Source organism: Nocardia sp. NPDC050710, assembly GCF_040654375.1.
GTDB lineage: Bacteria > Actinomycetota > Actinomycetes > Mycobacteriales > Mycobacteriaceae > Nocardia.
The window spans coordinates 1-23,499 of record NZ_JBFAHV010000041.1 but is presented as its reverse complement, the minus strand read 5'-3'; the positions used below and the strand labels follow the sequence as shown (position 1 = coordinate 23,499).

The following is a 23,499-nucleotide window of genomic DNA, read 5'->3' as shown; positions in this document are numbered from 1 at the left end:
TAACTCATGCGGTACCCGCCCGCCCGTTGCCGTTCTTACGCGATCCCGCCGCCCGCCCGGCCAGTGCCGCCTTCCACAGGTGCATGGACAGATATGACCGCCAGGGCGCCCACCGCCCGGTGTCGGCGAGGTCGACGCCGAGCGCTGTGGCGCCCTGCCTGACCACCAGGTCGGTGTCGAGCAGGATGTCCGGGTCGGCCAGCAGTCGCATGGTGACGTAGTCGGCGGTCCACGGGCCGACACCGTCCAATGCCAACAGGTCGCGGCGCAGGTCGGCGGCGGTGCGGCCCTGATGTAGTTGCAGGTCGCCGCAGGCGAGGGCAGTCGCCGCGCCGATAATGGAGCGAATGCGGCGAGCCGGACCGGTCAGCACCTCCGCGCCGCGTTCGGCGATCACCGCGGGAGTCGGGAACAGTCGAGCCACCGGCCCGTCGACGGATTCGCCGAGTGCCTCGACCAGCCGCGCGGTATGCGTCGCCGCCGCGGAAACCGAGATCTGCTGTCCGATCATGGTGCGCAGCAACAACTCCGGACCGTCCAGGCAGCCCGGCACCCGGATGCCCGGGGTGAACAGCGGGCGCTGCGCTCCACCCGGTTGTGTCCGAGTGTCGGTGGCGGGCGCGGCGCCCGCATCGGGTAGTTGCGCGCTGTCCAGCGACCCCGGCTCCGTGCGGCCCGGCAGCACGCCGAGTATCTCGTCGATGCCGACCGGGTCGGCATCGAGGTCGAGCAGGTGCCGCAGTCGCGCGACGGTCGGGGCGAGATCGCGCATATCGTGCAGGGCGAGTTCGGCGCGCACGTGGTCGCGCTGGAAGCTCAGTCTCGTGGTCGCGTGTCCGTGCGGGGTGCGCAGATTACGGGTGTAGGCGTGGTCCTCCCACAGTTCCATACCCGGCGCCACATGCGCGGCGAGGAACCATTCCAGCCAGGCCCGATCCAGCGGCTCCCGGTAGGGCAGCCGCAGGGTGAGGGAGCCGTTGGTGGCGGGCACGCCGTGCGGATCCTTGCGCGCCCGCTGGGCCTCGGTGCGCATGGTGGTGGGGCTGACCGCGAAGACCTCGCGCACGGTGTCGTTGAACTGCCGGATGCTGGCGAAGCCGGCCGCGAAGGCGATATCCGACATCGGCATCGAGGTGGTCTGGATCAGCAGCCGCGCGGTGTGCGCGCGGTGCGCCCGAGCCAGCGCTAGCGGTCCGGCGCCGAGTTCGGTGGTGAGTACCCGGGTCAACTGCCGCTGCGAATAGCCGAGGGTGGCCGCCAACGCGGGTACGCCGCCGCGTTCGATGACCCCGTCGCCGATGAGCCGCATGGCGCGGGCGGCCAGATCGGCCCTGGTGTTCCACAGCGGTGAGCCGGGTGCGGCATCGGGCAGGCAGCGGCGGCAGGCCCGGTATCCGGCGTGCTGTGCGGCCGCGGCGGTGGGCAGGAAGGTGACATTGGTGCGTTTGGGTGTGATGGCGGGGCAGGAGGGGCGGCAATAGATCCCGGTGGTCCGTACCGCCGTGAAGAACTGTCCGTCGAACCGCGAGTCCCGCGTCGACACCGCCCGATAGCACCGCTCGAAATCCAACGCCGTGATCGTCACCCAATCCACAATGTCAGCTCGCGCGGCCCCGTGCTAGCGGAAATCAGACACGAACGCGCCCTCGGTCCGACCCCGGCTCCGACCGTGAGCGACCGCAGGCCCGGCAACCCCGATGGCGCCAGGCACGTGGCGCGCTAGGAGTTCCCGCGACAGGTGCTCGGCCACCGAGTCGAAGCGCTGATCGAGAGCGGCGACACCGCCCGAAGTGCGCCGCGCTCAGCGTTCCTGCGATGGCTGTAGGCCAGCGGCTCGAGGTTTGATCGAGGACGGCGACGGTGCCCGGTGTGGAACGCGCACGGTGTTCCTGGCGACAGCTGCCCAAGCCTGTCGGTTAGCGGCTCCAAGGCTGACCGAGCGGTTTCAGCAGCAGCGGTTGGTGGGATTGCGATCGGCGTCCGCGTGCCGATTGCGCCAGTACTCGCGTTCGGTCGGGATCGCGCAGCCCGGGTGATTGCGGCGTAGATGGTCGACGTAGCGCTGATAGTCCTGTCCGCCGAGTACGGAGTCGAACCACCAGACGGCGGTCTTCGCCCCGTCGCGTATGCGCCGCAGGGCGGCCGGTCCGGTGGACCGGCCGCCCTGCGGCACAACGGGTTCGGTCATGACGCGGGGATTTCCACCGGTGTCTGCGCATGCGCCGCGCCGGGGGCGCGCACCTTGCCCGAGGCGATCAACTCGTCCCACTCCTTCTGGATTTCCTTCTCCGCCGGGGTGGCGATGAAGCCGCTCGGCGCGAAGATCTTGGACGGCTCCTCCGGCGACTCGGTGGTCTCCGAACCGCCCTTGCGCCAGGCCCGCAGGCAAACCAGGACGCCGACGACCGCGACGATCAGCACCAGCCCCGCGAAGATGATGGACAGCGTGCCCTGGATGAAGGTGTTGCGGATGACGGTGTCCACCTGCTCCGGCGTCTTCGCCGTCAGACAGCCCTTGCCCGCATCCTTGGCCTGCTGGCAGAGGCTGTGCTGCTTCCAATAGCCGAGCTTCGGATCGGCGGAGAAGATCTTCTGCCAGGACGCGGTCATCGTCACGGTGAGATCCCAGACCAGCGGAACCGCCGGAATCCAGGCCCACTTCACCAAGCCCTTCTTCACGATGATGGTCAGCACCACGGTCAGCGCGACCGCGGCCAGCAGCTGGTTGGCGATGCCGAACAGCGGGTACAGCGCATTGATGCCGCCGAGCGGGTCGTTGACGCCCATCAGCAGGATCGAGCCCCAGGCCGCCACCACGAACAGCGAGCACAGCCAGGCGCCGACGCGCCACGACGGATCCTTGAACTTGCGCAGCGGCCCGCCGAAGTTACCCAGCGCGTCCGACACCATGAACCGCGCGACACGGGTGCCCGCGTCGATGGTGGTGAGGATGAACAGCGCCTCGAACATGATCGCGAAGTGGTACCAGAACGACTTCATGCTGGAGCCGCCGAGGAACTGGTGGAACACTTCGGAGATGCCGACGGCGAGGGTCGGCGCCCCACCGGTGCGGGAAATGATGCTCTTCTCACCCACATCGGCGGCGGCCTGGGAGAAGTCGGCCGGGGTGGCGGGCGGACCGGACAGGCCGAGCGAATTGGTGTACGCCGCAACCTTTTCCGGGGTGCCGCCGGTGAGCCCGAGCGGCGCGTTCATGGCGAAGTACAGGTGCTGGTCGATGATCGAGGCGGTGATGATGGCCATCACCGCGACGAACGATTCCATCAACATGCCGCCGTACCCGATCATCCGGGCGTGCGACTCCTTCTCCAGCAGCTTCGGCGTGGTGCCGGAGGAGACCAGCGCGTGGAATCCGGACAGCGCACCGCAGGCGATGGTGATGAACAGGAACGGGAACAGGCTGCCCGCGAACGCCGGACCGGTGCCGGAGCTGGCGAATTGGGAGATGGCGGGCGCCTGGAGCACCGGCATCGTGATGACGATGCCGATCGCGAGCAGGCCGATGGTGCCGATCTTCATGAAGGTCGAGAGGTAATCGCGCGGCGCGAGCAGCAACCACACCGGCAGTACCGAGGCGAAGAAGCCGTAACCGATCAGCAGCCACGCGATGGTCGTCCGCGACAGCGTGAACCAGTCGGCGCCCCACTCGGTTTCGGAGACCCAGCCGCCCGAGACAATGGCGAGCAGCAGCAGCGCGACGCCGATCGCGGAGACCTCGCCGACCTTTCCCGGCCGCAGGAAGCGCAGGTAGATGCCCATGAACAGGGCGATCGGAATGGTCATGCCGATGGAGAAAACACCCCACGGGCTCTCTCCGAGTGCATTGACCACGACCAGCGCCAGCACCGCCAGCAGGATCATCATGATGACGATGATCGCCACGATCGCGGCCACGCCGCCGATGGCGCCGAGCTCATCCCTGGCCATCTGCCCGAGGCTGCGGCCGCGTCGTTTGGTCGACGCCCACAGCACCAGGAAGTCCTGCACCGCGCCGGCGAAGACCACGCCGACCACGATCCAGATGGTGCCCGGCAGATAACCCATCTGCGCGGCCAGGACCGGACCGACCAGCGGTCCCGCGCCCGCGATGGCGGCGAAGTGGTGGCCGTAGAGGACCCGCCGGTCCATCGGCATGTAATCCTTGCCGTTCTCCAGGATTTCGGCCGGAGTCGCGACATTGTCGCGCGGCTTGGTGATCTTCCATTCGATGAACTTGGCGTAGAACCGATAGGCGATGAAGTAGGTACATACCGCCGCGATCACGATCCAGACCGCATTGATGTTCTCGCCGCGCGCGATGGCGAGGATGGCCCAGGCGACCGCTCCGAGGATCGCGATCCCGGCGAAGATCGCCTTCTTCGCCGGGGTTATCGGGGACCGGTCGACCACGCCGACGGGCGGCAGATCGGGGTCGGTCCGCAGATATTCGATTGTCGCCATCTGCCTACTCTCCTGTAAAACGCTGCAGGATCTTGCTGAAACACGTGACAACGTATCCGATCGGTGATCGCGATTGCGCGGATTTCCGCCATCGAAGGCTCACCGTTAAATATTGTTCAGTGTGTCGGCAGTCACCTGGATGTTGCCGGAAGTATGCTGCCATGCCGGAACCGGCGGGCGTCGCGCGGGATGAAGTCGACGCCGTCGCATCGCTCTCGTCGCGCCGAGTCCGGGCTCGATAGATCTCCCTTGCGCGGGAACGGCTCGACGACTGCCCGGGGATATCGGAACAGGTTCAGCCGGACAACGAGTCGCTCGAAGTGAGGAAGGCACGTCGTGGGAGTCGACAACACGCCGGGGGTGCGCAGACGCACATTGCTCGGTTCGGCGCTCGCCCTGCCGCTGCTGAGTGCGGGGTGCGGCGCCGACGACGATGCGCTGACCTTCTTCTTCCAGGCCCGCCCCGAGGAGGCGCGGGTGCGATTGTCGATCATCGAAGAATTCCGGAAACGGCACCCGGAGATCAGGATTCGCACCATCATGTCCGGCCCGGATCCGCTTCAGCAGATGCTCACCTACTGCGCGGGCGGCAAATGCCCGGATGTCATGATGGCCTGGGAGCTGCTGTATGCCGGGCTCGCGGAGCGTGGGGTACTGCTGGATCTGCGCACACTGCTGGACCGCGACCCCGCCCATGCCGAAGCGCTGCGTCGCGACAGTTACCCCACGCTCTACGACACCTTCACGTATGCGGGCGGTCAGTACGCACTGCCCGAACAGTGGTCCGGTGTGTTTCTCTACTACAACCGGGAGCTGTGCGCCGACGCCGGAATCACTCCTCCGGTCCGCTGGCGCGACGCGTGGAGCTACGACGAGTTCCTCGATGCGGCCCGCGCGCTCACCCGCCGTGCATCCTCCGGTCGCACCGCGCAGTGGGGGTTCACCGATGCCTGGGTGCCGTATTTCTCCGCGGCCTGCTTCGGCATGAACAACGGAGCGGAGTGGTTCACCCCCGCGGTGAACCCGACGCACACCAATCTGGGCGATCCACGTTTCGCCGAGGGCTTCCAGTTCTACGCGGATCTCGCGGTGCGGCACCGGGTCGCTCCGAGAGTCGGTGACCAGCAGTCGGTTTCGGCGCCGGATCTGTTCCGCCGCGGCCGGGCGGGAATGGCGATGGGCGGGCATTGGCTCTATTCCGAATTCGCCGGACAGGACGATCTGGATATCGATCTGACGGTGCTGCCGGTCGGGCCGCACGGCGGGCCCGGCGCGATCACCGATGTCGGCTGCACCGGTTTGTCCATCGCCGCCGACAGCCCGCGGATCGAACAAGCCTGGGAATTCGTGAAATTCGCGACCGGTCCGGTGGGGCAGGCGATCGTGGCGCGGTCGGGGTTGTTCGTACCGGTACTGAAATCCGCGATGGATTCGCCGGGATTCGCGACGGCGCACCGTCATATCCGCAACCTCGAGGTGATGACCGACGGGCCCGCGAATTCCCGGCCGCTACCGGTGACCCCGGCCTGGGGCAAGGTGTCGGCGCTGCTGGAACGTAGTGGCAATCGGGTGCTGCGTGGTGCGGCGCCCGCGTCATCGCTGAGCCCGAACGACATCAATGCCATCTTGGACGCCCGATGACCGCCCGCCCCGAATCCACCTGCGTACATGGGGCGTTGGCGCGACGGCGCGAGCGGGCCGGGTGGGCGTTCGTGACGCCGAATCTGGCGGCGGTGGCGGTATTTCTGCTGTTTCCCCTGGGTTTCTCGCTGTACCTGAGTTTCCATTCGTGGGATCTGTTCAGTCCACCGCGGTTCGTGGGGATGGCGAACTACCAGCGGCTGTTCGGATCGGATCCGCTGTTCCCGATCGCGTTGCGGAATACGGCGGTGTTCACCGTGCTCACCTTGGTGCCGACGGTCGTGATCGGGCTGGCGGTGGCGTCGGCGCTGCATCGAAAGCTGGCCGGTATAGCCATCTTCCGGACCATCGCCTTCCTGCCGTTGGTCGCCTCCACGGTGGCGATGGCGGTGGTGTGGCGGTTCATCTTCACCACCGATGACGGGCTGCTCAACATCATGCTGGGCCGGGTCGGGATCGACCCGGTGCCATGGCTGACCGATCCGGATTGGGCGCTGATCTCCCTCAGCATCGTGACGGTCTGGAAGAGCGTGCCATTCGCGACCGTGATCCTGCTCGCGGCATTGCAGGGGGTGCCGGACACCTTGTACGAAGCGGCGCGGATCGATGGCGCCGGTGCGCTGCGGCGCTTCCGGTCGATTACGGTGCCGCTGATCAGGGGACCGCTGTCGTTCGTGTTCGTGATCACCGTGATCAACTCGGTGCAGGCGTTCGATCAGGCCTACGCGCTCACCGGCGCCAACGGGGGACCGGAGACCGGGACGTATCTGCTCGGCATCATGCTGTTCCAGCACGCCTTCGGGTTCTACGAGGTCGGCTACGCCTCGGCCCTGGCCTGGGTGATCTTCGCGATTCTGCTGGTACTGACACTGCTGCAATGGCGATTCGCCCGACGTGACGAGGTGGAGTTCTGATGCGGCCGAAGAGCTTCCGGCGGTCCGCCATGCAGTGCGGTTCCGTGTGGGCCGACCCGGACACCATCCGCCCGGCGCGGGAGAAATCCGATGGTGTCCGCGCGGGCACCGAGCCCGAGGTGACCGGGCCGGGAGATGAATTCGACGCCATCTCGGTACCCGCTCCGCTGTCGGACGGACACCCTCGGCCCCGGTCCGGCTGGGCTGGTGCGCGCGGCAAGCGCGACGTTGTCCGGATCCGCGGCCGGGCCGAGAGTGCGACGGTGCGGCGGCTGGTGCGCGGCACCGTGATCTATGCGGTGCTGGTCGGCATCGCCTGGTGCGCGCTGATGCCGATCCTGTGGGCGGTATCCGGATCGCTGAAACGCGACGGCGAGATCACCGAACCGACTCTGCTTCCCGCGCAACCGCAGTGGGCCGACTACGGCCGCGTCTTCGAACTCCTGCCGCTGGGGCGGATGCTGTTCAACACCACCGTCTACGCGGCGTGTGTGACCGCCGGGCAGGTGTTCTTCTGCTCACTGGCCGGATATGCCTTCGCGCGCTTGCGGTTCCGCGGCCGGGACGTATTGTTCCTGGCCTACCTCGGCACCCTGATGGTGCCGCTGACCGTCACGGTGATCCCGCAGTTCCTGCTCATGCGCGCGCTCGGCTGGGTGGATACCCCGTGGGCGATGATCGTCCCCGGACTGTTCGGCAGCGCATTCGGCACCTACCTCATGCGGCAGTTCTTCCGAACTCTGCCCACGGAATTGGAGGAGGCCGCGATCCTCGACGGCTGCACCACCTGGCAGATCTACTGGCGTGTCCTATTGCCGCACACCCGTCCCGCGCTCATGGTGCTGGCGGTACTCACCTGGATCTCGGTCTGGAACGACTTCCTGTGGCCGCTCATCATGATTCAGCGCAACGAATACGCCACCGCCACACTGGGTCTGATCCGTCTGCAAGGGCAGTATCACACCCAATGGCCGATTCTCATGGCCGCCGCCGTGATCATTCTGCTGCCCCTGCTGGTGATCTACGCGCTGGCCCAGCGGGCATTCGTGCGCGGCATCGCCATGTCGGGCATGGGCGGCCGGTGAGCCGCCCGCCCGCCGTGTCGGCCTACTCCCCGCCGTAGGTGCCGAAGCTCCACAGATTGCCCTCGGGATCACTGACGGTGAACCCTCGGGAACCGTAGTCCTCGTCGCGCAGACCTCGGACTACCTCGGCTCCCGCCGCGGTGGCGCGGGCGAATAATGCGTCCGGGTCCGTGCAGACCAGATACATCGAGGCGGTGCCCGGCGGGCGGCTACCGAACGGGCTGTCATCGCGACCCGCGGAGCCGAACATCAGGCCGCCGCCGAGCGGCCAGCGCATTTCGGCGTGCTCGACGATCGACGGGTCGTCTTCGCGGGCATAGAGCGCCCCGAGTTCGAAGCCGAAGGCCTCGACCAGGAATTCGGCGGTGGCGCGGGCATCGCGAAAGGCCAGGCACGGCCAGAGCGCGGTGGCGGTGTGGACGGTGGTTTCGGAGGTTGTCGGATTCGTCATGTCACCAGGTTCGCGCGTCTCACCCCGGGTCGTCTTGGACGGATGGAATCTCCTGCGACAGCCAGGTCGTCGGACTACATCCGGCCAGTTCGGCGAAGTCCCGATTCAGATGCGCCTGGTCGTAGTAGCCGCAGGTCGCGGCGATCTGGGCGAGGGTGACGAAGGACGGGGTGCTCTGGATCATCCGGTAGGCGCGCTCGAACCGGGTGACGCGGGCGGCGAGCTTCGGGCTCGGACCGAACTCCGCGCCGAATCGCCGGGTGAGATATTGACGGCTCCAACCGATTTCGTCGGCGAGCGGACCGATACTCGCGGTGCCGCCGGTCCCGACCACGGTGCGCCACGCCCACGCCAGTTCGGGCGTGACCGTACGGTCCGGGTCGGCGAGGCGGGTCAGCACCCGATCACAGGCGGCGAAGCGGTCCGGCCAGGTGGGCAGGCCCTGTAGTTCCTCCCACAGTTGGTAGCCGACCGGGCCCGCGACATCGGCGCACTCCACCGAGGTGTCCCAGAGCGCGGCGGCGGGCATCCCGAACAGGGTCCGGCACCCGAGCGGCGTCAGCGTGATCGCCACGCCCTCCTGGGAGCCGTGGTGCGCGATGGAGGCCGGGCTCGCTTGTAAGCCGCTCAGCACACACCGGTAGTTCTGCGGACTCTGTCGCGGATCCGTCTGTGCGACAACGTCGATGGTCGGGCCGATGGCGACGATGAAAGTCATATGGCGCGACGGCATGCCGCGGTGCAGGCCGGGTTCGTATCCGGTCATCCGGTAACCGAGGTAGTAGTCGATGAAGCTCGCCAGCATCGGTGCTGGTCGCGCCCGCACCACCTCTGTGGTCGGCTCCATAGGGTCACGGTACGCCCGGGAGTGTGGTGCGCAACTCGATGAGCGCATACAGGCCGACTCGGCGCGGAGCCGTCCGAGATGGCGGCAGCCGCGGGACGGGGCGGGTGGCGCGCGGCAGCATGGCCGAGGGGTCGGGTGGTGTGCGATAGGACCGAGGGGCCGGGTGGCGTTCGGGCACTCATCCGATGGACGCCGACACGTTGTGCGTCCGGCAGCCATCGGTCGGTTGGTCGCGCGGCAGTCGGCTGTCGCGTCGGGAAGGCGGTCCTTCCGGGGCCGCAGCACGGCGGTGAGATGGCGCACAAGAGCGCCCGCGGATGTGTGAGATCGAGTTGCTACCCGGTTACCGTTACGCCTTCTAACGATTGACGGAGGTTGTGATGCGTCGGGTCCAATACGAGCACAGCGGTGGTCCTGAGGTGCTCGAGGTGGTGTCGGCCGAGGTGCCGACGCCCGGGCTCGGCGAACTCCTGGTCCGCGTCGAGGCGATCGGCGTGACCCTTCCCGTGGTGCGGAAGGTCCGCGAGCCCCGCGAGCCGATCCCCCTCGGCGGGGAGATCGCGGGCGAGGTTGTCGCGGTCGGCGAGGGCGTCACCAGCTGTATGCCCGGTTATCGCGTCACCGGCCTGTGCTTCGGCCACGGTTACGCCGAGTACGCGCTGTTGAACTCGGCCATGGCTTCGACCATCCCCGACGGCGCGTCCGCCGTCGACGCCGTCGCGCTGGTGCGCAGCGGCCTGGTCGCGTTGGGCGCACTCGACGCGGCGCGCCCGCAGCCGGGCGAGTCGGCGCTGATCACCGCCGCTGCCAGCGGGGTCGGGCATCTGGCGGTGCAGCTGGCCCGGGTGCGCGGCGCCGAACGCGTGGTGGCCGCGGTCTCGGACCTGGCCAAGGCGGAGTTCCTCTACGAACTCGGTGTCGACGAGGTCGTCGCCTACCCGCAGGAATCCTGGGGTGAGCCCGCCGACTACGCGCTCGACGCCGTCGGCGGCGAACTCCTCGGCCCGGCCCTGGCGGCGCTCGCACCCGGCGGTCGCCTGGTCGCCTACAGTTCGGGCGGCGGCACCATCCAGGCCTACGACCTGCTCGTCGGCGCGAAATCGGTTATCGGCTTCCAGATGGCCCGGGTCGCCAGGGAAACCCCGGACATCTACGAACACTGGCGTCAGGAACTGTGGCAGTACTTCGCCTCCGGCCAACTGCGCCCCGCCGTCCACGCCGAATTCCCCCTCGCCGAGGCCGCCCACGCGCACACCGCCATCGAAACCCGCGCCAACCTGGGCAAAGTCGTTCTCATCCCCTGATCCAGCTGCCGCCGACCGTCTCGGTGACCACCGCTTCGCTCAATTGGCGACGTTGACGTGGTGATGGGTGGCCTGCGGTGCGGTCAGTAGGTCGAGCAGGCAGGTCGCCAGGTCGTCGCGGGTGATGCGGATGCCGAAGGTGACATTGCGGTCGACTGCCGACCGGTAGGAACCCTTCGCCCGGTTGTCGGTGAGCTGCGGTGCGCGAACGATGGTCCAGTTCAGCACGCTGTCGCGGACGACCTGCTCGGCGGCGGCCATATCGGTGAGGCTGTGACGCAGCAGCGGGCGCAGGATGAGCGGCTTCACGACGAACCGGGTGAACCAATCATCGCCCGGCCCCGCGACTCTCGCGCTATTGCTGACAATGAGCAGGCGCTGGACGCCAGTCGACTCCATGGCCTTCGTGATCGAGAGCGCCGCATCGGTGCTCACCGAGGTCGGCCCGGAATCCCGCGATCCGATGGTGTCGAGCACCGCGTCCGCGCCCCGGATCGCCTCGGCGATATCGCCCGGATTCATCACATCGGCGCGAACGATCCGCAGATTCGGGTGCCGGGCTCCGTCGTAGTGCTCGCGCACCACGGCCGTCACCTCATGTCCGCGTTCCAATGCTTGCTGGACGAGACGTCCGCCGGTGTTGCCGCTGGCTCCGAAGATGGTGAGTCGCATGTCGAATCCCTTGGTTGGTGAATACTTACTAACCTAGAATGGGTGAGCACTTACCAACCTGTCAAGGGGGAGTTTCGTGGGCACTCGTGACCGAATCCTCGATGCCGCCGCGCAGATCATGCGCGAGCGCGGTGTCGCACACGCCACGACCAAGGAGATCGCCAAAGCCGCCGGGTACTCCGAAGCCGCGCTGTACAAGCATTTCAGCGATAAGGAGGACATCATTCTCAACGTCCTCCGGTACCGCATGCCCGGTCCGGTCGAGGCGCGCCCGAAGCCCGGTGCGGCCACGGTCGAGGACAATCTCGCCACCCTGGCCCGCGGTGCGCTGAACTTCTACCAGCAGTCGTTGCCGCTGCTCGGCGGACTGCTGGCGCAGCCCCAGCGGATGGCTGCCCACCGGGACGCGATGAGCAGACACGGGGCCGGGCCGGGTCACGCGATCGCGGGCATCGCCGAATATCTGCGCGCCGAACAGGGACTTGCCCGGGTCGGGGACGCGGTCGAGGTCGACGCGGTGGCGGCATTACTCGACGGCGCCTGCTTCCATCAGGCTTTCCTGCGGTACTACCAGGAGGGGCCGGCCGCGACCGCCGCGCCCGACGAACTCGCCCGGAGCCTGGCGCGGACGCTGGCGCGCGGTCTGTAAGACGTGCTTATCGGACCGATCGAGGTGTGTGGCGCAGGACTGTCGGCGGGAAGCGCGACCGACCCGGTCGACGTGAGCGGGGCCGGGTCGAAGGTGGCTGTCGCGCATCGAGCAGTTCGGAACGGTGCAGCGCGGTTCGCTTCCACCGCACTGCCGGGCTGTGCTCGGCGGTGCCGCCGTCGGCCGCGGCAGGCGCGGGGCGGGTGGCCGACCGCGCCGCGTAGACTCTCTACCTCGTGAGTCTCACCCTCGGAATCGTCGGCCTGCCCAACGTCGGAAAGTCGACGCTCTTCAACGCGCTGACCAAGAACGACGTGCTGGCCGCGAACTACCCGTTCGCGACCATCGAGCCGAACGTCGGGGTGGTTCCGCTGCCCGACCCGCGGCTGAACACACTGGCCGAGGTCTTCGGTTCCGAGCGCATCGTGCCCGCCGTAGTGTCCTTCGTCGACATCGCGGGCATCGTCAAGGGCGCCTCCGAAGGCGCGGGCCTCGGCAACAAATTCCTCGCCAACATCCGCGAGGCCGACGCCATCTGCCAGGTGGTGCGCGTCTTCGCCGACGACGACGTGGTGCACGTGGACGGCAAGGTCGATCCGACCGCCGATATCGAGGTGATCGAGACCGAGCTCATCCTCGCCGACCTGCAGACCCTGGAAAAGGCGGTCCCGCGCTTCGAGAAGGAAGCCAAGATCAAGAAGGACCGCAAGCCGATCGCCGATGCCGCCAAAACGGCGCAGGAGATCCTCAACAGCGGTACCACGCTGTTCGCGGCGGGCGACAAGGTGGATACCGAACTGCTGAAAGAACTTTCGCTGCTCACCACCAAACCCTTCCTCTACGTCTTCAACGCCGACGAATCGGTGCTCACCGACGAGGCGAAGGTCGCCGAGCTGAAAGCCGCTGTCGCCCCGGCGGATGCGGTTTTCCTCGACGCCAAGGTCGAAGCCGAACTCCTCGAACTCGATGACGAATCCGCCTTGGAATTGCTGGAGTCCATCGGCCAGACCGAGCCGGGTCTGCACGCCCTGGCCCGCGCCGGCTTCCACACCCTCGGTCTCCAGACCTACCTCACCGCGGGCCCGAAAGAGGCCCGCGCCTGGACCATCCACCAGGGCGACACCGCCCCCAAGGCCGCCGGCGTCATCCACACCGACTTCGAACGCGGCTTCATCAAAGCCGAAATCGTCGCCTTCACCGACCTGGTCGAGGCTGGTTCCATGGCCGCCGCCAAGGCCGCGGGCAAGGTCCGCATGGAAGGTAAGGACTACATCATGTCCGACGGCGACGTTGTCGAGTTCCGAAGCGGACTAACCACTAAGAAGGGGTAACGCTTTCCACGCCCAGGTTGCGATGCGTCTGATCACAGAGGGAGCTCATGGTCGACCCCGTCCTCGCCCGCCCGCCCGCGATGGAGTGGGAGGAGTATTCGCGTGCAGTCATGCGCGAGTGGCAAGCCTTGTTGAGCACGGACCCTGCCGAAACCGAGGTGCAGACCTTTCTTGAGTTGCATCCGTCCATGATTCCTGGCGGTCTCGGCGACGTTGGCCACGGCGGTCACCATGGGTCCGAAATGACTGCAGTATGGCGGGAACCTGGGCTGGTTGGCGGAGGTAGACAGCGCCATCCTGACTTCATGTGGGTCACGCGTTCCAGCGGTTGCATTACGCCGGTTCTGATTGAGATAGAAAAGCCATCGAAGCGATGGTTTACCCGAGATGGCAAGCCGACTGCTGAGTTCACTCACGCGCAAGAGCAACTCAACGACTGGCGTGCCTGGTTCCGATCAGATGCGAATCAGGTTCTGTTCAGATCGCACTATCTCGTTCGCGAGCAGTACAAGAATCGACCGATCGAGCCCTACTATCTGCTGATATATGGTCGCAGCTCAGAGTTTGAGCCAGGGGGCATTCACAGGAACCCTGACGAGCTTCGGTTCAAACGAGATGGCCTCCGCCGTTCGAATGAGTCGTTCATGACGTTCGATTCTCTGCGCCCCAGCTATGACCTGAGGTGGTCGCTGACGGCGACGATGACCAGCCATGGTCCTCGCGTATTCGCTTTTTCCCCGACATACAGCACGACGTCAAGCTCTGGCCGAGACACGAAGGTCTTCGGGGCCGACGTCGAGGCCGCATTTGAGCGAAGCGCGATGATGTCCAGTGATCGGAAGCGCTACTTGGCGGAACGGTGGCGCTATTGGCATGATCAGGAAGTTGCGAAATCGAGTTGGCGGCCGGTCGATGTGAAGTCGATCTTGGACGCCGAGTAGCCGACGCTGACGACGTAGGCGCCCGCGCGCCAAGTGCGACCGATCGGGGTACTTGCAGGCACAGTATTCAGCCTGTGCGCCCGGCTAGGGGAGCGAAGTCTGGGGCGAGACAGGGGCGTTGTCGGTGTGGTCGCCTATCGTGTCGACGTGGTGCTCAAGGACTTGACGCGGGACGCGGTCATTGCGGCAATCGGCGAGTTCGACCGTGTCGGGCGTGAGCAGTTCCTTGCCAGGTATGGGTTCGCCGAGTCTCGGCGGCTATTCGTCGTATATCAGGGCAGGTCATACGATTCCAAGGCCCTTGCCGGTGCCGCGCACTCCTATCTCATCGGACAGCCACCTTTGAAGGCCACGGAGATTTCCGGTGGCTGACGCCATGCGGCTGGCGTTTTGCAGCGTTTGGGATTCGACGTGGTCGAATGCGTTCCTACAGCGACGGTCCACGACATGGTCCGCGCGATCGATAAACTTCGTCCCGCCACCGTGGCGGGTGGCCCGATGCTGAAACAGGCAGTGGTGCTGCTGTGGGCGATCGGTAGAGCGCAACGGGGCGCGGACCGTGTGTTGACGTGGGAGCGCACACACGCTGAACTCGTGCCTTTGTTGACCGCACACCACAGATCTGGTGAGCGACCCGGGGGACGCCCCGACTACCCGATTGCCGCGCTGTGTCGTGGCGACCTCTGGACACTCGATACCTCGACTCCCGTCCCTGCCGCTCACGGTGATGCCAGGTTGCACCGATGGTTTGACGAGCAGCAGCCCGCAGGAGGGCTTCCCGAGCCGGTCTACGAACTCCTCCGCTCGTCTGGTCTGGCTCGAGTGCAGATCGTCACCGCGATTATCGACAAGTTCTTCGGTGACTTCGATTACTCCGCCGTGGCAAAGGCGGTAGGCCTTGGGAGTGACTCGATCGCCGACGACGATCCCGCGCTGTCCGATGAAGACCCACGCGACGATGATCCCAAGCGTGCCTACCAGGATTTGATCGAGGTGGTCATGAAACGTGAACCGAGCACCCGCGGGAAGCGTCGCCCAGGAGTCACCAATGATCCGATCCGGCTGGCTGCGGCCCGGCGGTCTGTCATCTTCCGCAGTGGAGGCTTATGTGAGAACCCCGCATGCGGCAAGCCTGCACCGGATCACACCGACCGAGGGCACCCGGTGCTCGAGGTGGATCATGTATCCGACATTGCCACAGGCGGCCGGGATCATCCAGTGCAGATGATTGCGCTGTGCCCGGACTGCCATGCGGTGAAGACCCGAGGGCGGTCGCGCCACCAACTCCGTGAGCGGCTCCTTGCCGCGGCAAGAGACCGCCATGAAGCCTGGACCGGAACTGTAGAGCTGAACGCGGGTTAGGTTGTTCGGCGTTGGGATGAAGGTGTCGCGCACCCCTGCAACCAGCGCATCCATCCAGGTGAGGCTGACGCGGTGACGTTAGCCCAGGCGCTGTGAGCGGGTAAGTTCCGTAGCGGATTAGCGTCTGCGAAGAAGTCATGCGGCAGGTTTCATGTGCTGGACGCGGTCGAACAGTCGTTTCCAGGGCTGATAGCCTTGGCATCAGTTAATGTCTCCTTGGGGTGTAGCCCCTAGGCACGCTACTTCAATACGGGTGGATTTTCTGCCTGGGGGAGGTTGGATCGCTATGTCGACCAGTAGCGACGAATTCTTTCTGCTCATTGGCGCAAATTTTGAGTCAACCACTAGCCGTTTATCTGCGAACGGTGTTAGATATCGCACTAAGCTGCTGGAGTCGGGTCCGGATAATTGGCGGACGATAGTCGGCTTCCTACGCGACCCTGGAATAAAAGGTGCAATTGCGGTATTTACCGGATATGATTATTGCAGGTTCGAAAGTAGTAATTTTGAATCTGTGGGTCGGGATCTGTTGGATGCTTTGAAAGATGTCCCGCATGTCATTTTCGTTCACGAAGCGGTATTCTTTTTTGAGCACGAGCGGACGCCAAGCCCTCTCGATGAAATCAGGCGTGAGGAACGGCGGCAAGAGCAACAGCGGCAAGAAGAACTTATTGAGGAACTGAGGCGGTCTGACCCGTCCTTTGACTTGGAATTCCCCAATCCGCACGAGTTATTTGGGGTGGTTCCTGATGAGGTGCGCGCGCGCGTAAACGAAGCTTTAGCATTCCGCGCGTTGAATGTTTTGCCGTATAGAACGAACGCGGAGCGGTCGACGATGGCTGCGCAATTCTTAGATGATCTCGATCGGCACCTGGTCTTTCGCGTGTATATCCCAGCAGGTCGCCTGTATGCCGATGAGGCATCTACGCTAATCGGGCTTTTTAGGAATTGGTTGAACCAGACGGGTAGGGATGCTGTCAGGCAGGACGGCTATAGCACCCCAGCGGGTCACGTTTACGAGTTCTTTTCCGAAAATTCTCACGGTGGAAGAGACCTGACGCTACAGTTCCAAGACTTCTCCGATTTCCTTGAGGCATGTTCGGTCAGTCCCGAACAAGCTGCACGTGATTTGGAGATTTCTGGGATAGATCGGCATTCTGCCGATCAGATGGTAACGCGCTATGCGAAAGCGGCTCGCCGTCTGCATCTCGACCTTAGGCACGCCCGTGAGCAGCGAGTTCTGAGTTTGCGCCAGCAGTTCGAATCCGAGCTTATTGATAGTCAAGCATCTGGTTTAGAGCTTCAACGGTTCATCGACAATCTCGTTCCGTCGGAGAATGTCGCTACAATGGTCATGGGTTCGCAATCGGGCTGGAATCCGACGCCACCTGCAAGTCAGATCAATGTCACAGTGAATCAGCAAGTCATTCGGAATATGACAGGCAATGTGGTTCAAAACCTGCAGGGCACCGTCAATCTCGGTCCAGACGCTCAACAATTGCTTGAGTTGATCGGTACCTTCGGTGGAACCCAGGCATCCGAGCTCGAATCTGCCGTGCATGAAGTGGAAGACGATGCCGCGCGGGTGCCAGATCGAATTGTTGCTCGACAAAAGCTGCGGCGGTTCTTGTCGATGATCGGGCCTAATATTTCGACTGCGGCTGTATCAACGTTGCAGAAGTATCTTGAAAGTAGACTCGGACTATGAGGATGCTGAAAAAAATCCCTCCCGACCCTATTCTAGGCAAAGTCGAGCGTCGTATGTGCGGGCTCGTGGCCAATCACTCCGCCGCCCAAGTCGAAGCCCGTCGGCGTGCAATCGAGATCGAGTGGGCCGACGAGCGCACGCCCTTGCGGGATGCGCTCTGGTGGGCAGGCATGACGATTACCCCTACCCGGGGGCACAACCAGCGTTGAGGGTCGCTGAGGTCCAAGCCAGGTACGGACCAGGCCATGTTGTCGCGGACGCGGTCGCCGAGGCTGCGCCGTACTTGGTCGAGGCCGCCGCGAGGACCAGCAACGCATCGCGGAGGCGGCTGCTCAAGTGAAGTAGGGCTCACCCGAAGCTTCGAGTCCCTTGCTGATGCGGAGACGGATCGATGGGTGGACGTCGATCTCGCCGAGTCGGCGGGATCGACCCACCGCACCTCCTTAGACTCCGAGCTGGTTTGTGGCGTACCTCCGATGGGATTCGCCCGGAAGCAAAGTGAGAACTCTTGGCGGACTTCCCCGTCGTCGTAGGCGATCACATGATCGGGGTTTGAGAACACGCCGATCAGTTCGGTTGCGTCGACTTCGATTCCGGTCTCTTCCATAACCTCGCGAGCGACGGCCTGGGCGACAGTCTCGCCAGCTTCCAGGCCGCCGCCAGGGATGGAGTACTTGTCATTGTCCGTACGCCGGATCATGAGGATGCGGCCGTGCTCGTCCTGCACCAAGGCGCTCATAGCGACTTTGATGCTGTTCGGGACGGGTGCGTCCGGATCGTGAAAGTAGTCGGTCCGGCTCATCCCAGGCTCCGAATTCTGCTGGCGTGCTCTCGGTCCGGACTTGCTCGAAACTCTTCAGGTACATCTCGAACAAACCGTTGGCGGGCAGCTGCCGAAGGTGGAGTGCCGGCGGAGAGGCCCCCGGCTGCCCGCAGGCGTGCATGTTGACGATCATCTCGTCGTCAAACCTTAAGATCGAGTTATACAGCGTCATTCCGCCCGAGTTCCGAAGCGGAGTAGCTTCTGGCTCGAAGAAGTGATTACGCCTACCGAAGCGCCCGTGAGCTGGTCGGTTGGGTGATTACTGTGGCAGGTATGACAGGGGCGTCTCCAGCTGGGCCGAGTGCCTGGCGCATGTGCATCTCATGGCGCTGCCGTGACGATTGAACGCATGTCGAGGGCGTGGATAGCCCCGCTGAGGTGCGTTCGGAGAAACCCGCAGCCTGTATCCGTGTTGATCGATCGGCGGACGGGTGTGCGCGGTGGTCGTCACACTGGACTACATGACGGGATTCGTGTTGACACCAGAGCGCCACGAGGAGCTTTCCGAGCTGCTCGGAGACGAGAAGCGTTTCCGCACTTCGTATCCCAAGGTGGCTGAGTATCTCAGCACCGCCGGGGCAATACCAGGAACTGGTGATGTTGAGGCCGACCGAGGTTTCGACCTTCGCCTGCCGCGGCCGTCGCATGCCTCCGCAACCCACTTCAGCAGCGGTGTTCATGCAGCACCGCCGGACTCGAGTTCTAGTATGTAGTTTTTGAACTCCACAGGGCACCGCTTGTCGGGGCGGAAACGGCAGGACTCAGTCTGATACGGCCGCAACCAGATCGGCCGAGTCGTCTGAAGACTCGGCTGGGAGGGCGTATCAGGCTGGCTACGAAACGGTGTGCGAGTCCAGCAGAAGGCCCCGAATCGCTTCCTGTATCCCTGTCAATTGGTTCCGTTTGCTACGCCCCAGGTCTCGTGAATCGAATGTATGTTCTACATTTTAGCGTTCGAGTCTTGCAGGGCTGTATGCCGTGAGGCACGCTGAAGTAGAGGTTCCTCGGCAGGCTGTTAACCGAAGGGAAGGAGCTGGCAGTGAACACGCTCTCACCCCAGGGTGCCCTACTGATGCTGTGCATCTCTCGGCTACCCGAGCGCACCTTGCCCCGGCACGCCTGGGCCGCCGAAGTACTGGTCGAACAGTTGTGGGCATGCACGGACGAAGCGCAGAGTGATGGCTTGAGAGGTGTGCTTTCGCCGCTCGTCGGCCAGCGCGGTGTGGATCCGGGGCGCATCCGAAAAGAGATGTGGGGACTAGCGCAGGCAGGAGCACTTGTTCCTGCGGGTGTGGGTACCGCGGCGAGGTTCGAGGCGTCGGCCGAGTTCTGCGGTGAAGCGGCCTCCAACCCGCTCACATCGGAGCAGAATCGCGTTGTCGACTTCGCCGTAGTTCAGCTGACGGCTAGGCTATTGGCCTTCTCAAAGACGGCCAGCGCCCGCTGATGCCGCAAGTCGGTTACCGTCACGTCTGTCTCGATGCGTCGCCATAACGTCGTTTTGCGTCTCTGCGTGATGAGGGTGAAGCCACCGCCACGACAGAGGGGCTGCGCTGTGACTCGAACGCGCATGTGGTTGTCGCGGAGGAAAGGAGCTTCCCAGACGTCGGCACCTGTTTCCTGCCAGTCGGCGATCTTGACCCTGGCAATCTGGTCGCTCATCTCGCGAGCTGCTTGAAAGCGGCGTGGCGGCTCGGGATCCATGGCTTTCTGGACGATTTTGCGCAGTGACCGACATACCCACACGGGCAGTACCCGATCCTCCGTGCGCAGCGGTGACTGCCCGTTGAGCAGGGAGTCGACTGTGTGCGTCTTCGAGTACGAGTCGTAGTCGAACTTTCCGCGGAGTAGTTCGAGCAGGACCACGCCCAGCGAGTACAAGTCCGAGGCCCGGGTAAGGCCGTTGCCTGTGAGCAGTTCGGGCGGCGCGTACAGCTGTGGTGCGTTCACGCACGGAGCCTTGCCAGTGGCGTCCATCGTGCCGGCCAGGCCCAAGTCTCCGATCTTTAAAGTGTGGGCGTCGCCGGTAAGGAAGAGATTGGGACTCTTTACGTCGCGGTGCAGGATGCCGTGGCGCTCGTGCATCTCCGTCAGCCCCTGTAGAGCCGCCCGGATGATGCCCAGGGCCTGGCCGGCGGTGAAGCGTTCGCCAGCTTCGAGGGCGTCGGTGATGCTGCCCTTGTCGTAGAAGGGCATCAACACCTCGACCACTCGCATAGGCGGCGGAAAGCCCGCCACCGTGGCGACGGAGCGGACCTTGACCACGTTGGGGTGGTCGATCATCTCCATGACACGGGGCTCGACCAAGTCTGCGCTGTCCTGGACTTCCGACAGGTCGATACGTTTACCGACCAGCCAGTTCTCCAAAACTGGGTCCCACCAGACGCGCACCTCTCTCAGGCCGCTGGGCATGCTGTGCAGGCACTCATAGTTGAGGGTGAGCTGTCTTTCGCGCTGGTTCACGGGCAGTCTCCTTTGTCCGCGCGGCCGAGCGCGTCAGTCTTTGGATCCGTCAATGGCGTAAGTCATGGCTGCGGCGAATGCGGCTGCTCGCCCCGGTGCCCAGTATGTCGGCCTTTGTGGCATGCCGATCGTCTCGTGACTGAATGAGGCCAGAGACGTGGGGGGAAGTCCGAGTGCCTTGCCGATTCGCATAGTGGTCAACTCCTCGTAGGCCACATCGAGTTGAGCACAGGACAGAATCAGGGCCGAAATCAAAGAAATGCGCTCCACCGCGTCCTTGTACTTCCACTGGCTGTGCTTGCGGGTACCGACGAGTACGACGGCATCGGGTTCAAGGATTCGTATGTCCTGGGTGATCCTGGAGAACGTGTCCGCCAACCGGCTCGCTCCCGTCAGGCCGGCTGCGGGAACCAGGCGTTCGGGAGTCCCGGTTATCGCCCTGGGGGCTGCGGCACGGCCGGGTGTGTCCAGCGCTCCGTAGTAGAGAACACCGGAAGAGACGGCAGCACCCAGAACCTTCACGCTTCACGCCTTTCTAGAGCAGGAACACGGTAAGTGGCACATCAGACGAAACCCCGGTTGGAAAGGCGACAGCACGCGGCGGTCAGCCGTATAGCTTAAACCTTGGCGCACTGAAGCTTCAGACGCGCTGGATCCGCGGAACCGGCTAGGCTGACCGCACGATCAGTGTGTCGAAGCAGCTCTTGGCGATGTAGACCGAGATTGACCAGGATTTGTCGACGAGAACTGTGTCGACGGTGAGTTCGTCGATGTCGAAGGGCCGCCCGTCCTGATCCACGCCGCGATCGAGGACGCAGTTTCGGCCAGGGTGGTCGACGTTGGCCGCCGAATTTGCAGCAGGTGCGGACTATCGAGCGCTAGGTCCGGCAGGTCTCCCTCTCGCACCCGCACAACGCGGTATCCGGCTCGGAGCAGGGCCAATGTCTTGGCGGTGTCATTGTCGATCTTGTTGCGATGCCAGTATGCGCCGTCGTACTCAACTAAGACATCGGCGCCGTCGACGTGTACGCGAATATCGACTCGCGAGCTCTTGAACGCTCCCCATCGGACAGATAGTCGCGCGTCATGTTCTACCTCATCGAAGTTCGTCTGTAAGGCCGCGAGGAGTTCTTTTTCCGGTCCTGAAGCCGAGCATTTTGGGCATCCGGTTCGCGGATGGACCGAACGTGTCCGAATTATTGCACGCCATTCGTGTCCCGAGTTGCACTGCCACCATGCGTATGCTTGTGACGCGCAGTACACCTCGGTGGCATTCTTCTCGTTTAGATTTGGATGCCACTCTGCAGCTACATCTGGTGCATTGGTAGCCAAATCGTTGATGCCCTTTACGATCTGAGTTCCGTGGCATACGCCGCAGCCGTTTCCTCCGAGTGCGCGGCTGTTGATTGTGGCCTTGAAGGTGTGGCCGCAGGAGCCGAGCCAGGAGACCTTCAATTCGGATCCGGCCGTCACCGTGTTGGGATCGAGCGGGGAGTTCAAGTGAGGGTGCCACTCTGCGGCGACAGCCGGATGCGTCGTGGCAAGATCATTCACCCCTGGTAATACTTGGTGACCAGCACAGACCGCGCACCCGTTCCCGCGGCGGCGCTGGTCGACGGTAGCGGTGAATGGATGTCCGCACTTGCCGAGCCACCAGATGAGCCGCCCGGTGCCAGCGGTCACGTCAGCCGCCATGAGTTCGCCGTTGAGGTCGGGATGCCACTCGCCAGCGAGGATGGGATTCAGTGTCGCGAGATCGTTGTATCCGTTCAGAACTGCTTGACCTGTACAGACGGCGCAACCTCTGCCATTTATCGTCCGCTTCGAGATCGTGTTCTCGTATTCATGGCCTTGGGGGCAGCGCCACCACACCTTCTTGTCCGAGCCTGGCGACACCTTGTCTGGTGTCAGATCGTTGCGGTCGGGATGCCAATCTCTAGCTATATCTGGGCGATTGGTCGCCAAGTCGTTGATCCCGGGCTGGACCCGCTTGCCAGCGCACACTGCGCAGCCGCGGCCGGCGGTTCGATGCGCGGGGGTCGCGGGCCACTCATGCATCCGCCCGTCCTCGTCCCTGTGACACCACCAGACCTTTGTTGTTGATCCGGTACCCAACGTGGCGAGCTCGACCGTGTTGTAGCTCGGATGGAACTGAGCTGCGATGTCGGGGCGACTATCAATCAAGTACGAACGAGGCGGACGGCCAACCCGTTTCGGTGGTTTCAACGTCTGGGACCCCCTCCGTGCTGCCATCGTATGCCAGGGCTGGACTCTAGTTCATCATTGCTTCATCAGGAATCGTTGAGTATCTGGACGCCTTCAGGCACGACAGGTCAGTCAGTGGTTGACCGGCGGGCGGCATTGTGGGACACACCAGTGGGTTAACGAGGTGTGATGTGAACGGTCCTGGGGTCGAGTACTTTTCGGCCACGCGGGGCGGAAAAGAGGCGTACCTCGCACAGCAGGTCGATGATTGCCCGTCGAGCCGCAAGGTCCGCGCCCTCGAACGCTGCGCCCGGCGATGGAGCAATCAGGATGGCAGACGCGGCGGAGCCTGCCGAAAGTGTAAGGCGCTCGGCGTCGAGGCGGGCTATCTCGGTTTCGGACTCGCCCTTGATTTCGGAGTACAGGTCGCCATCTATCAGATCATTTTTGTAGTCCGTGCGTGCGCGCGCGATCTTGTCTCGCACGATTTGCAATTGTTCGCTCAGCGAGGAGAGCCGCTCGTCATCCTGCTGAACGAGGAGGTCTGCTAGTGCCGCGTCACGCAACGTCGGTTAGGTAATCCGGGTACCGGATCTTGGAACCGACGGCGAAGTCTCGGATCGGTGCGGTGTGCTGGTTACG

21 protein-coding genes and 2 pseudogenes are annotated in these 23,499 nt (G+C 64.2%); 11 read left to right on the top strand and 12 right to left on the bottom strand.

Annotated features, from left to right (window positions below):
- Positions 1–4: 4 nt before the first annotated feature.
- The 3 genes from AB0H61_RS37780 to AB0H61_RS37770 form a co-directional block, all read right to left on the bottom strand.
- On the bottom strand, positions 5–1,594 hold the full coding sequence (locus tag AB0H61_RS37780; RefSeq protein ID WP_357313457.1) for an Ada metal-binding domain-containing protein: 1,590 nt from the start codon (positions 1,592–1,594) through the stop codon (positions 5–7).
- Positions 1,595–1,945: 351 nt separating this feature from the next.
- On the bottom strand, positions 1,946–2,188 hold the full coding sequence (locus tag AB0H61_RS37775; protein ID WP_357313455.1) for a YbdD/YjiX family protein: 243 nt from the start codon (positions 2,186–2,188) through the stop codon (positions 1,946–1,948).
- Positions 2,185–4,461, bottom strand: coding sequence for a carbon starvation CstA family protein (locus tag AB0H61_RS37770; RefSeq protein WP_357313453.1), 2,277 nt, complete (start codon positions 4,459–4,461; stop codon positions 2,185–2,187). Before AB0H61_RS37770 ends, AB0H61_RS37775 begins: the two co-directional genes overlap by 4 nt.
- Before the next feature lie 336 nt (positions 4,462–4,797).
- Between AB0H61_RS37770 and AB0H61_RS37765 the strand changes: the two genes are divergently transcribed.
- The 3 genes from AB0H61_RS37765 (at position 4,798) to AB0H61_RS37755 (ending at position 8,101) form a co-directional block, all read left to right on the top strand.
- Positions 4,798–6,102 carry a sugar ABC transporter substrate-binding protein gene (locus tag AB0H61_RS37765; RefSeq protein WP_357313450.1) on the top strand — a complete coding sequence of 435 codons (1,305 nt, stop codon included), beginning with the start codon at positions 4,798–4,800 and terminating at the stop codon, positions 6,100–6,102.
- Between the two features lie 35 nt (positions 6,103–6,137).
- A complete protein-coding gene (locus AB0H61_RS37760; protein ID WP_357313522.1) occupies positions 6,138–7,016 on the top strand; it encodes a sugar ABC transporter permease in 879 nt (292 codons plus the stop codon).
- A gap of 236 nt (positions 7,017–7,252) precedes the next feature.
- The gene (locus AB0H61_RS37755; protein WP_357313520.1) at positions 7,253–8,101 is read left to right on the top strand and encodes a carbohydrate ABC transporter permease; all 849 of its coding nucleotides are present in this window, start codon (positions 7,253–7,255) and stop codon (positions 8,099–8,101) included.
- A gap of 22 nt (positions 8,102–8,123) precedes the next feature.
- Here the strand turns inward: AB0H61_RS37755 and AB0H61_RS37750 are convergent, their stop codons facing one another.
- Together AB0H61_RS37750 and AB0H61_RS37745 are read right to left on the bottom strand one after the other, a co-directional pair.
- On the bottom strand, positions 8,124–8,552 hold the full coding sequence (locus AB0H61_RS37750) for a VOC family protein (protein ID WP_357313448.1): 429 nt from the start codon (positions 8,550–8,552) through the stop codon (positions 8,124–8,126).
- A gap of 19 nt (positions 8,553–8,571) precedes the next feature.
- Positions 8,572–9,399: a helix-turn-helix domain-containing protein gene (locus AB0H61_RS37745; RefSeq protein WP_357313446.1), complete on the bottom strand. Its 828-nt coding sequence runs from the start codon at positions 9,397–9,399 to the stop codon at positions 8,572–8,574.
- Positions 9,400–9,779: 380 nt separating this feature from the next.
- On the opposite strand from AB0H61_RS37745, the gene AB0H61_RS37740 reads away from it, so the two are divergent.
- Positions 9,780–10,703 (top strand): zinc-binding dehydrogenase, encoded by a 924-nt coding sequence (locus tag AB0H61_RS37740; protein ID WP_357313444.1) that lies wholly within the window; start codon positions 9,780–9,782, stop codon positions 10,701–10,703.
- Between the two features lie 39 nt (positions 10,704–10,742).
- Here the strand turns inward: AB0H61_RS37740 and AB0H61_RS37735 are convergent, their stop codons facing one another.
- Entirely contained in the window at positions 10,743–11,375 is a 633-nt protein-coding gene (locus AB0H61_RS37735) for an NAD(P)H-binding protein (RefSeq protein WP_357313441.1), read from the bottom strand.
- Between the two features lie 76 nt (positions 11,376–11,451).
- Here AB0H61_RS37735 and AB0H61_RS37730 point away from each other — a divergent pair, with 76 nt between their 5' ends.
- From AB0H61_RS37730 to AB0H61_RS37700, 7 genes are all read left to right on the top strand, one after another.
- Positions 11,452–12,024, top strand: coding sequence for a TetR/AcrR family transcriptional regulator (locus AB0H61_RS37730; protein WP_357313440.1), 573 nt, complete (start codon positions 11,452–11,454; stop codon positions 12,022–12,024).
- Positions 12,025–12,260: 236 nt separating this feature from the next.
- The gene (gene ychF, locus AB0H61_RS37725) at positions 12,261–13,355 is read left to right on the top strand and encodes a redox-regulated ATPase YchF (protein ID WP_357313437.1); all 1,095 of its coding nucleotides are present in this window, start codon (positions 12,261–12,263) and stop codon (positions 13,353–13,355) included.
- A gap of 47 nt (positions 13,356–13,402) precedes the next feature.
- The gene (locus tag AB0H61_RS37720; RefSeq protein ID WP_357313435.1) at positions 13,403–14,296 is read left to right on the top strand and encodes a Shedu anti-phage system protein SduA domain-containing protein; all 894 of its coding nucleotides are present in this window, start codon (positions 13,403–13,405) and stop codon (positions 14,294–14,296) included.
- 147 nt (positions 14,297–14,443) lie between these two features.
- Positions 14,444–14,668, top strand: a complete 225-nt coding sequence (locus AB0H61_RS37715; RefSeq protein ID WP_357313433.1) for a hypothetical protein — start codon at positions 14,444–14,446, stop codon at positions 14,666–14,668.
- A 75-nt stretch (positions 14,669–14,743) separates the two neighbouring features.
- Positions 14,744–15,658 carry an HNH endonuclease signature motif containing protein gene (locus AB0H61_RS37710; protein ID WP_357313431.1) on the top strand — a complete coding sequence of 305 codons (915 nt, stop codon included), beginning with the start codon at positions 14,744–14,746 and terminating at the stop codon, positions 15,656–15,658.
- A gap of 286 nt (positions 15,659–15,944) precedes the next feature.
- Entirely contained in the window at positions 15,945–17,366 is a 1,422-nt protein-coding gene (locus AB0H61_RS37705; RefSeq protein ID WP_357313430.1) for a hypothetical protein, read from the top strand.
- The gene (locus AB0H61_RS37700) at positions 17,363–17,575 is read left to right on the top strand and encodes a hypothetical protein (protein WP_357313428.1); all 213 of its coding nucleotides are present in this window, start codon (positions 17,363–17,365) and stop codon (positions 17,573–17,575) included. The genes AB0H61_RS37705 and AB0H61_RS37700 overlap by 4 nt, the downstream gene beginning before the upstream one ends.
- 123 nt (positions 17,576–17,698) lie before the next feature.
- On the opposite strand, the pseudogene AB0H61_RS37695 reads toward AB0H61_RS37700, so the two are convergent.
- From AB0H61_RS37695 to AB0H61_RS37670, 6 genes and pseudogenes are all read right to left on the bottom strand, one after another.
- A pseudogene (locus tag AB0H61_RS37695) lies at positions 17,699–18,168 on the bottom strand (NUDIX domain-containing protein).
- Between the two features lie 1,416 nt (positions 18,169–19,584).
- The gene (locus tag AB0H61_RS37690; RefSeq protein WP_357313426.1) at positions 19,585–20,652 is read right to left on the bottom strand and encodes a serine/threonine-protein kinase; all 1,068 of its coding nucleotides are present in this window, start codon (positions 20,650–20,652) and stop codon (positions 19,585–19,587) included.
- A 33-nt stretch (positions 20,653–20,685) separates the two neighbouring features.
- Positions 20,686–21,174 (bottom strand): hypothetical protein, encoded by a 489-nt coding sequence (locus AB0H61_RS37685; RefSeq protein ID WP_357313424.1) that lies wholly within the window; start codon positions 21,172–21,174, stop codon positions 20,686–20,688.
- A 162-nt stretch (positions 21,175–21,336) separates the two neighbouring features.
- Positions 21,337–22,617, bottom strand: coding sequence for a zinc-ribbon domain-containing protein (locus AB0H61_RS37680; RefSeq protein ID WP_357313518.1), 1,281 nt, complete (start codon positions 22,615–22,617; stop codon positions 21,337–21,339).
- A 45-nt stretch (positions 22,618–22,662) separates the two neighbouring features.
- A pseudogene (locus AB0H61_RS37675) lies at positions 22,663–22,905 on the bottom strand (zinc-ribbon domain-containing protein); the annotation flags it as partial.
- Between the two features lie 128 nt (positions 22,906–23,033).
- Positions 23,034–23,423, bottom strand: a complete 390-nt coding sequence (locus tag AB0H61_RS37670; RefSeq protein ID WP_357313422.1) for a hypothetical protein — start codon at positions 23,421–23,423, stop codon at positions 23,034–23,036.
- Between the last annotated feature and the right edge of the window lie 76 nt (positions 23,424–23,499).

What these genes read in the sequence shown, in the direction of transcription:
- AB0H61_RS37775 (WP_357313455.1), bottom strand. Translation starts at nt 2,188, where the DNA reads ATGACCGAACCCGTTGTGCCGCAGGGCGGCCGGTCCACCGGACCGGCC.
- AB0H61_RS37770 (WP_357313453.1), bottom strand. Translation starts at nt 4,461, where the DNA reads ATGGCGACAATCGAATATCTGCGGACCGACCCCGATCTGCCGCCCGTC.
- AB0H61_RS37750 (WP_357313448.1), bottom strand. Translation starts at nt 8,552, where the DNA reads ATGACGAATCCGACAACCTCCGAAACCACCGTCCACACCGCCACCGCG.
- AB0H61_RS37745 (WP_357313446.1), bottom strand. Translation starts at nt 9,399, where the DNA reads ATGGAGCCGACCACAGAGGTGGTGCGGGCGCGACCAGCACCGATGCTG.
- AB0H61_RS37740 (WP_357313444.1), top strand. Translation starts at nt 9,780, where the DNA reads ATGCGTCGGGTCCAATACGAGCACAGCGGTGGTCCTGAGGTGCTCGAG.
- AB0H61_RS37735 (WP_357313441.1), bottom strand. Translation starts at nt 11,375, where the DNA reads ATGCGACTCACCATCTTCGGAGCCAGCGGCAACACCGGCGGACGTCTC.
- AB0H61_RS37720 (WP_357313435.1), top strand. Translation starts at nt 13,403, where the DNA reads ATGGTCGACCCCGTCCTCGCCCGCCCGCCCGCGATGGAGTGGGAGGAG.
- AB0H61_RS37710 (WP_357313431.1), top strand. Translation starts at nt 14,744, where the DNA reads ATGGTCCGCGCGATCGATAAACTTCGTCCCGCCACCGTGGCGGGTGGC.
- AB0H61_RS37705 (WP_357313430.1), top strand. Translation starts at nt 15,945, where the DNA reads ATGTCGACCAGTAGCGACGAATTCTTTCTGCTCATTGGCGCAAATTTT.
- AB0H61_RS37700 (WP_357313428.1), top strand. Translation starts at nt 17,363, where the DNA reads ATGAGGATGCTGAAAAAAATCCCTCCCGACCCTATTCTAGGCAAAGTC.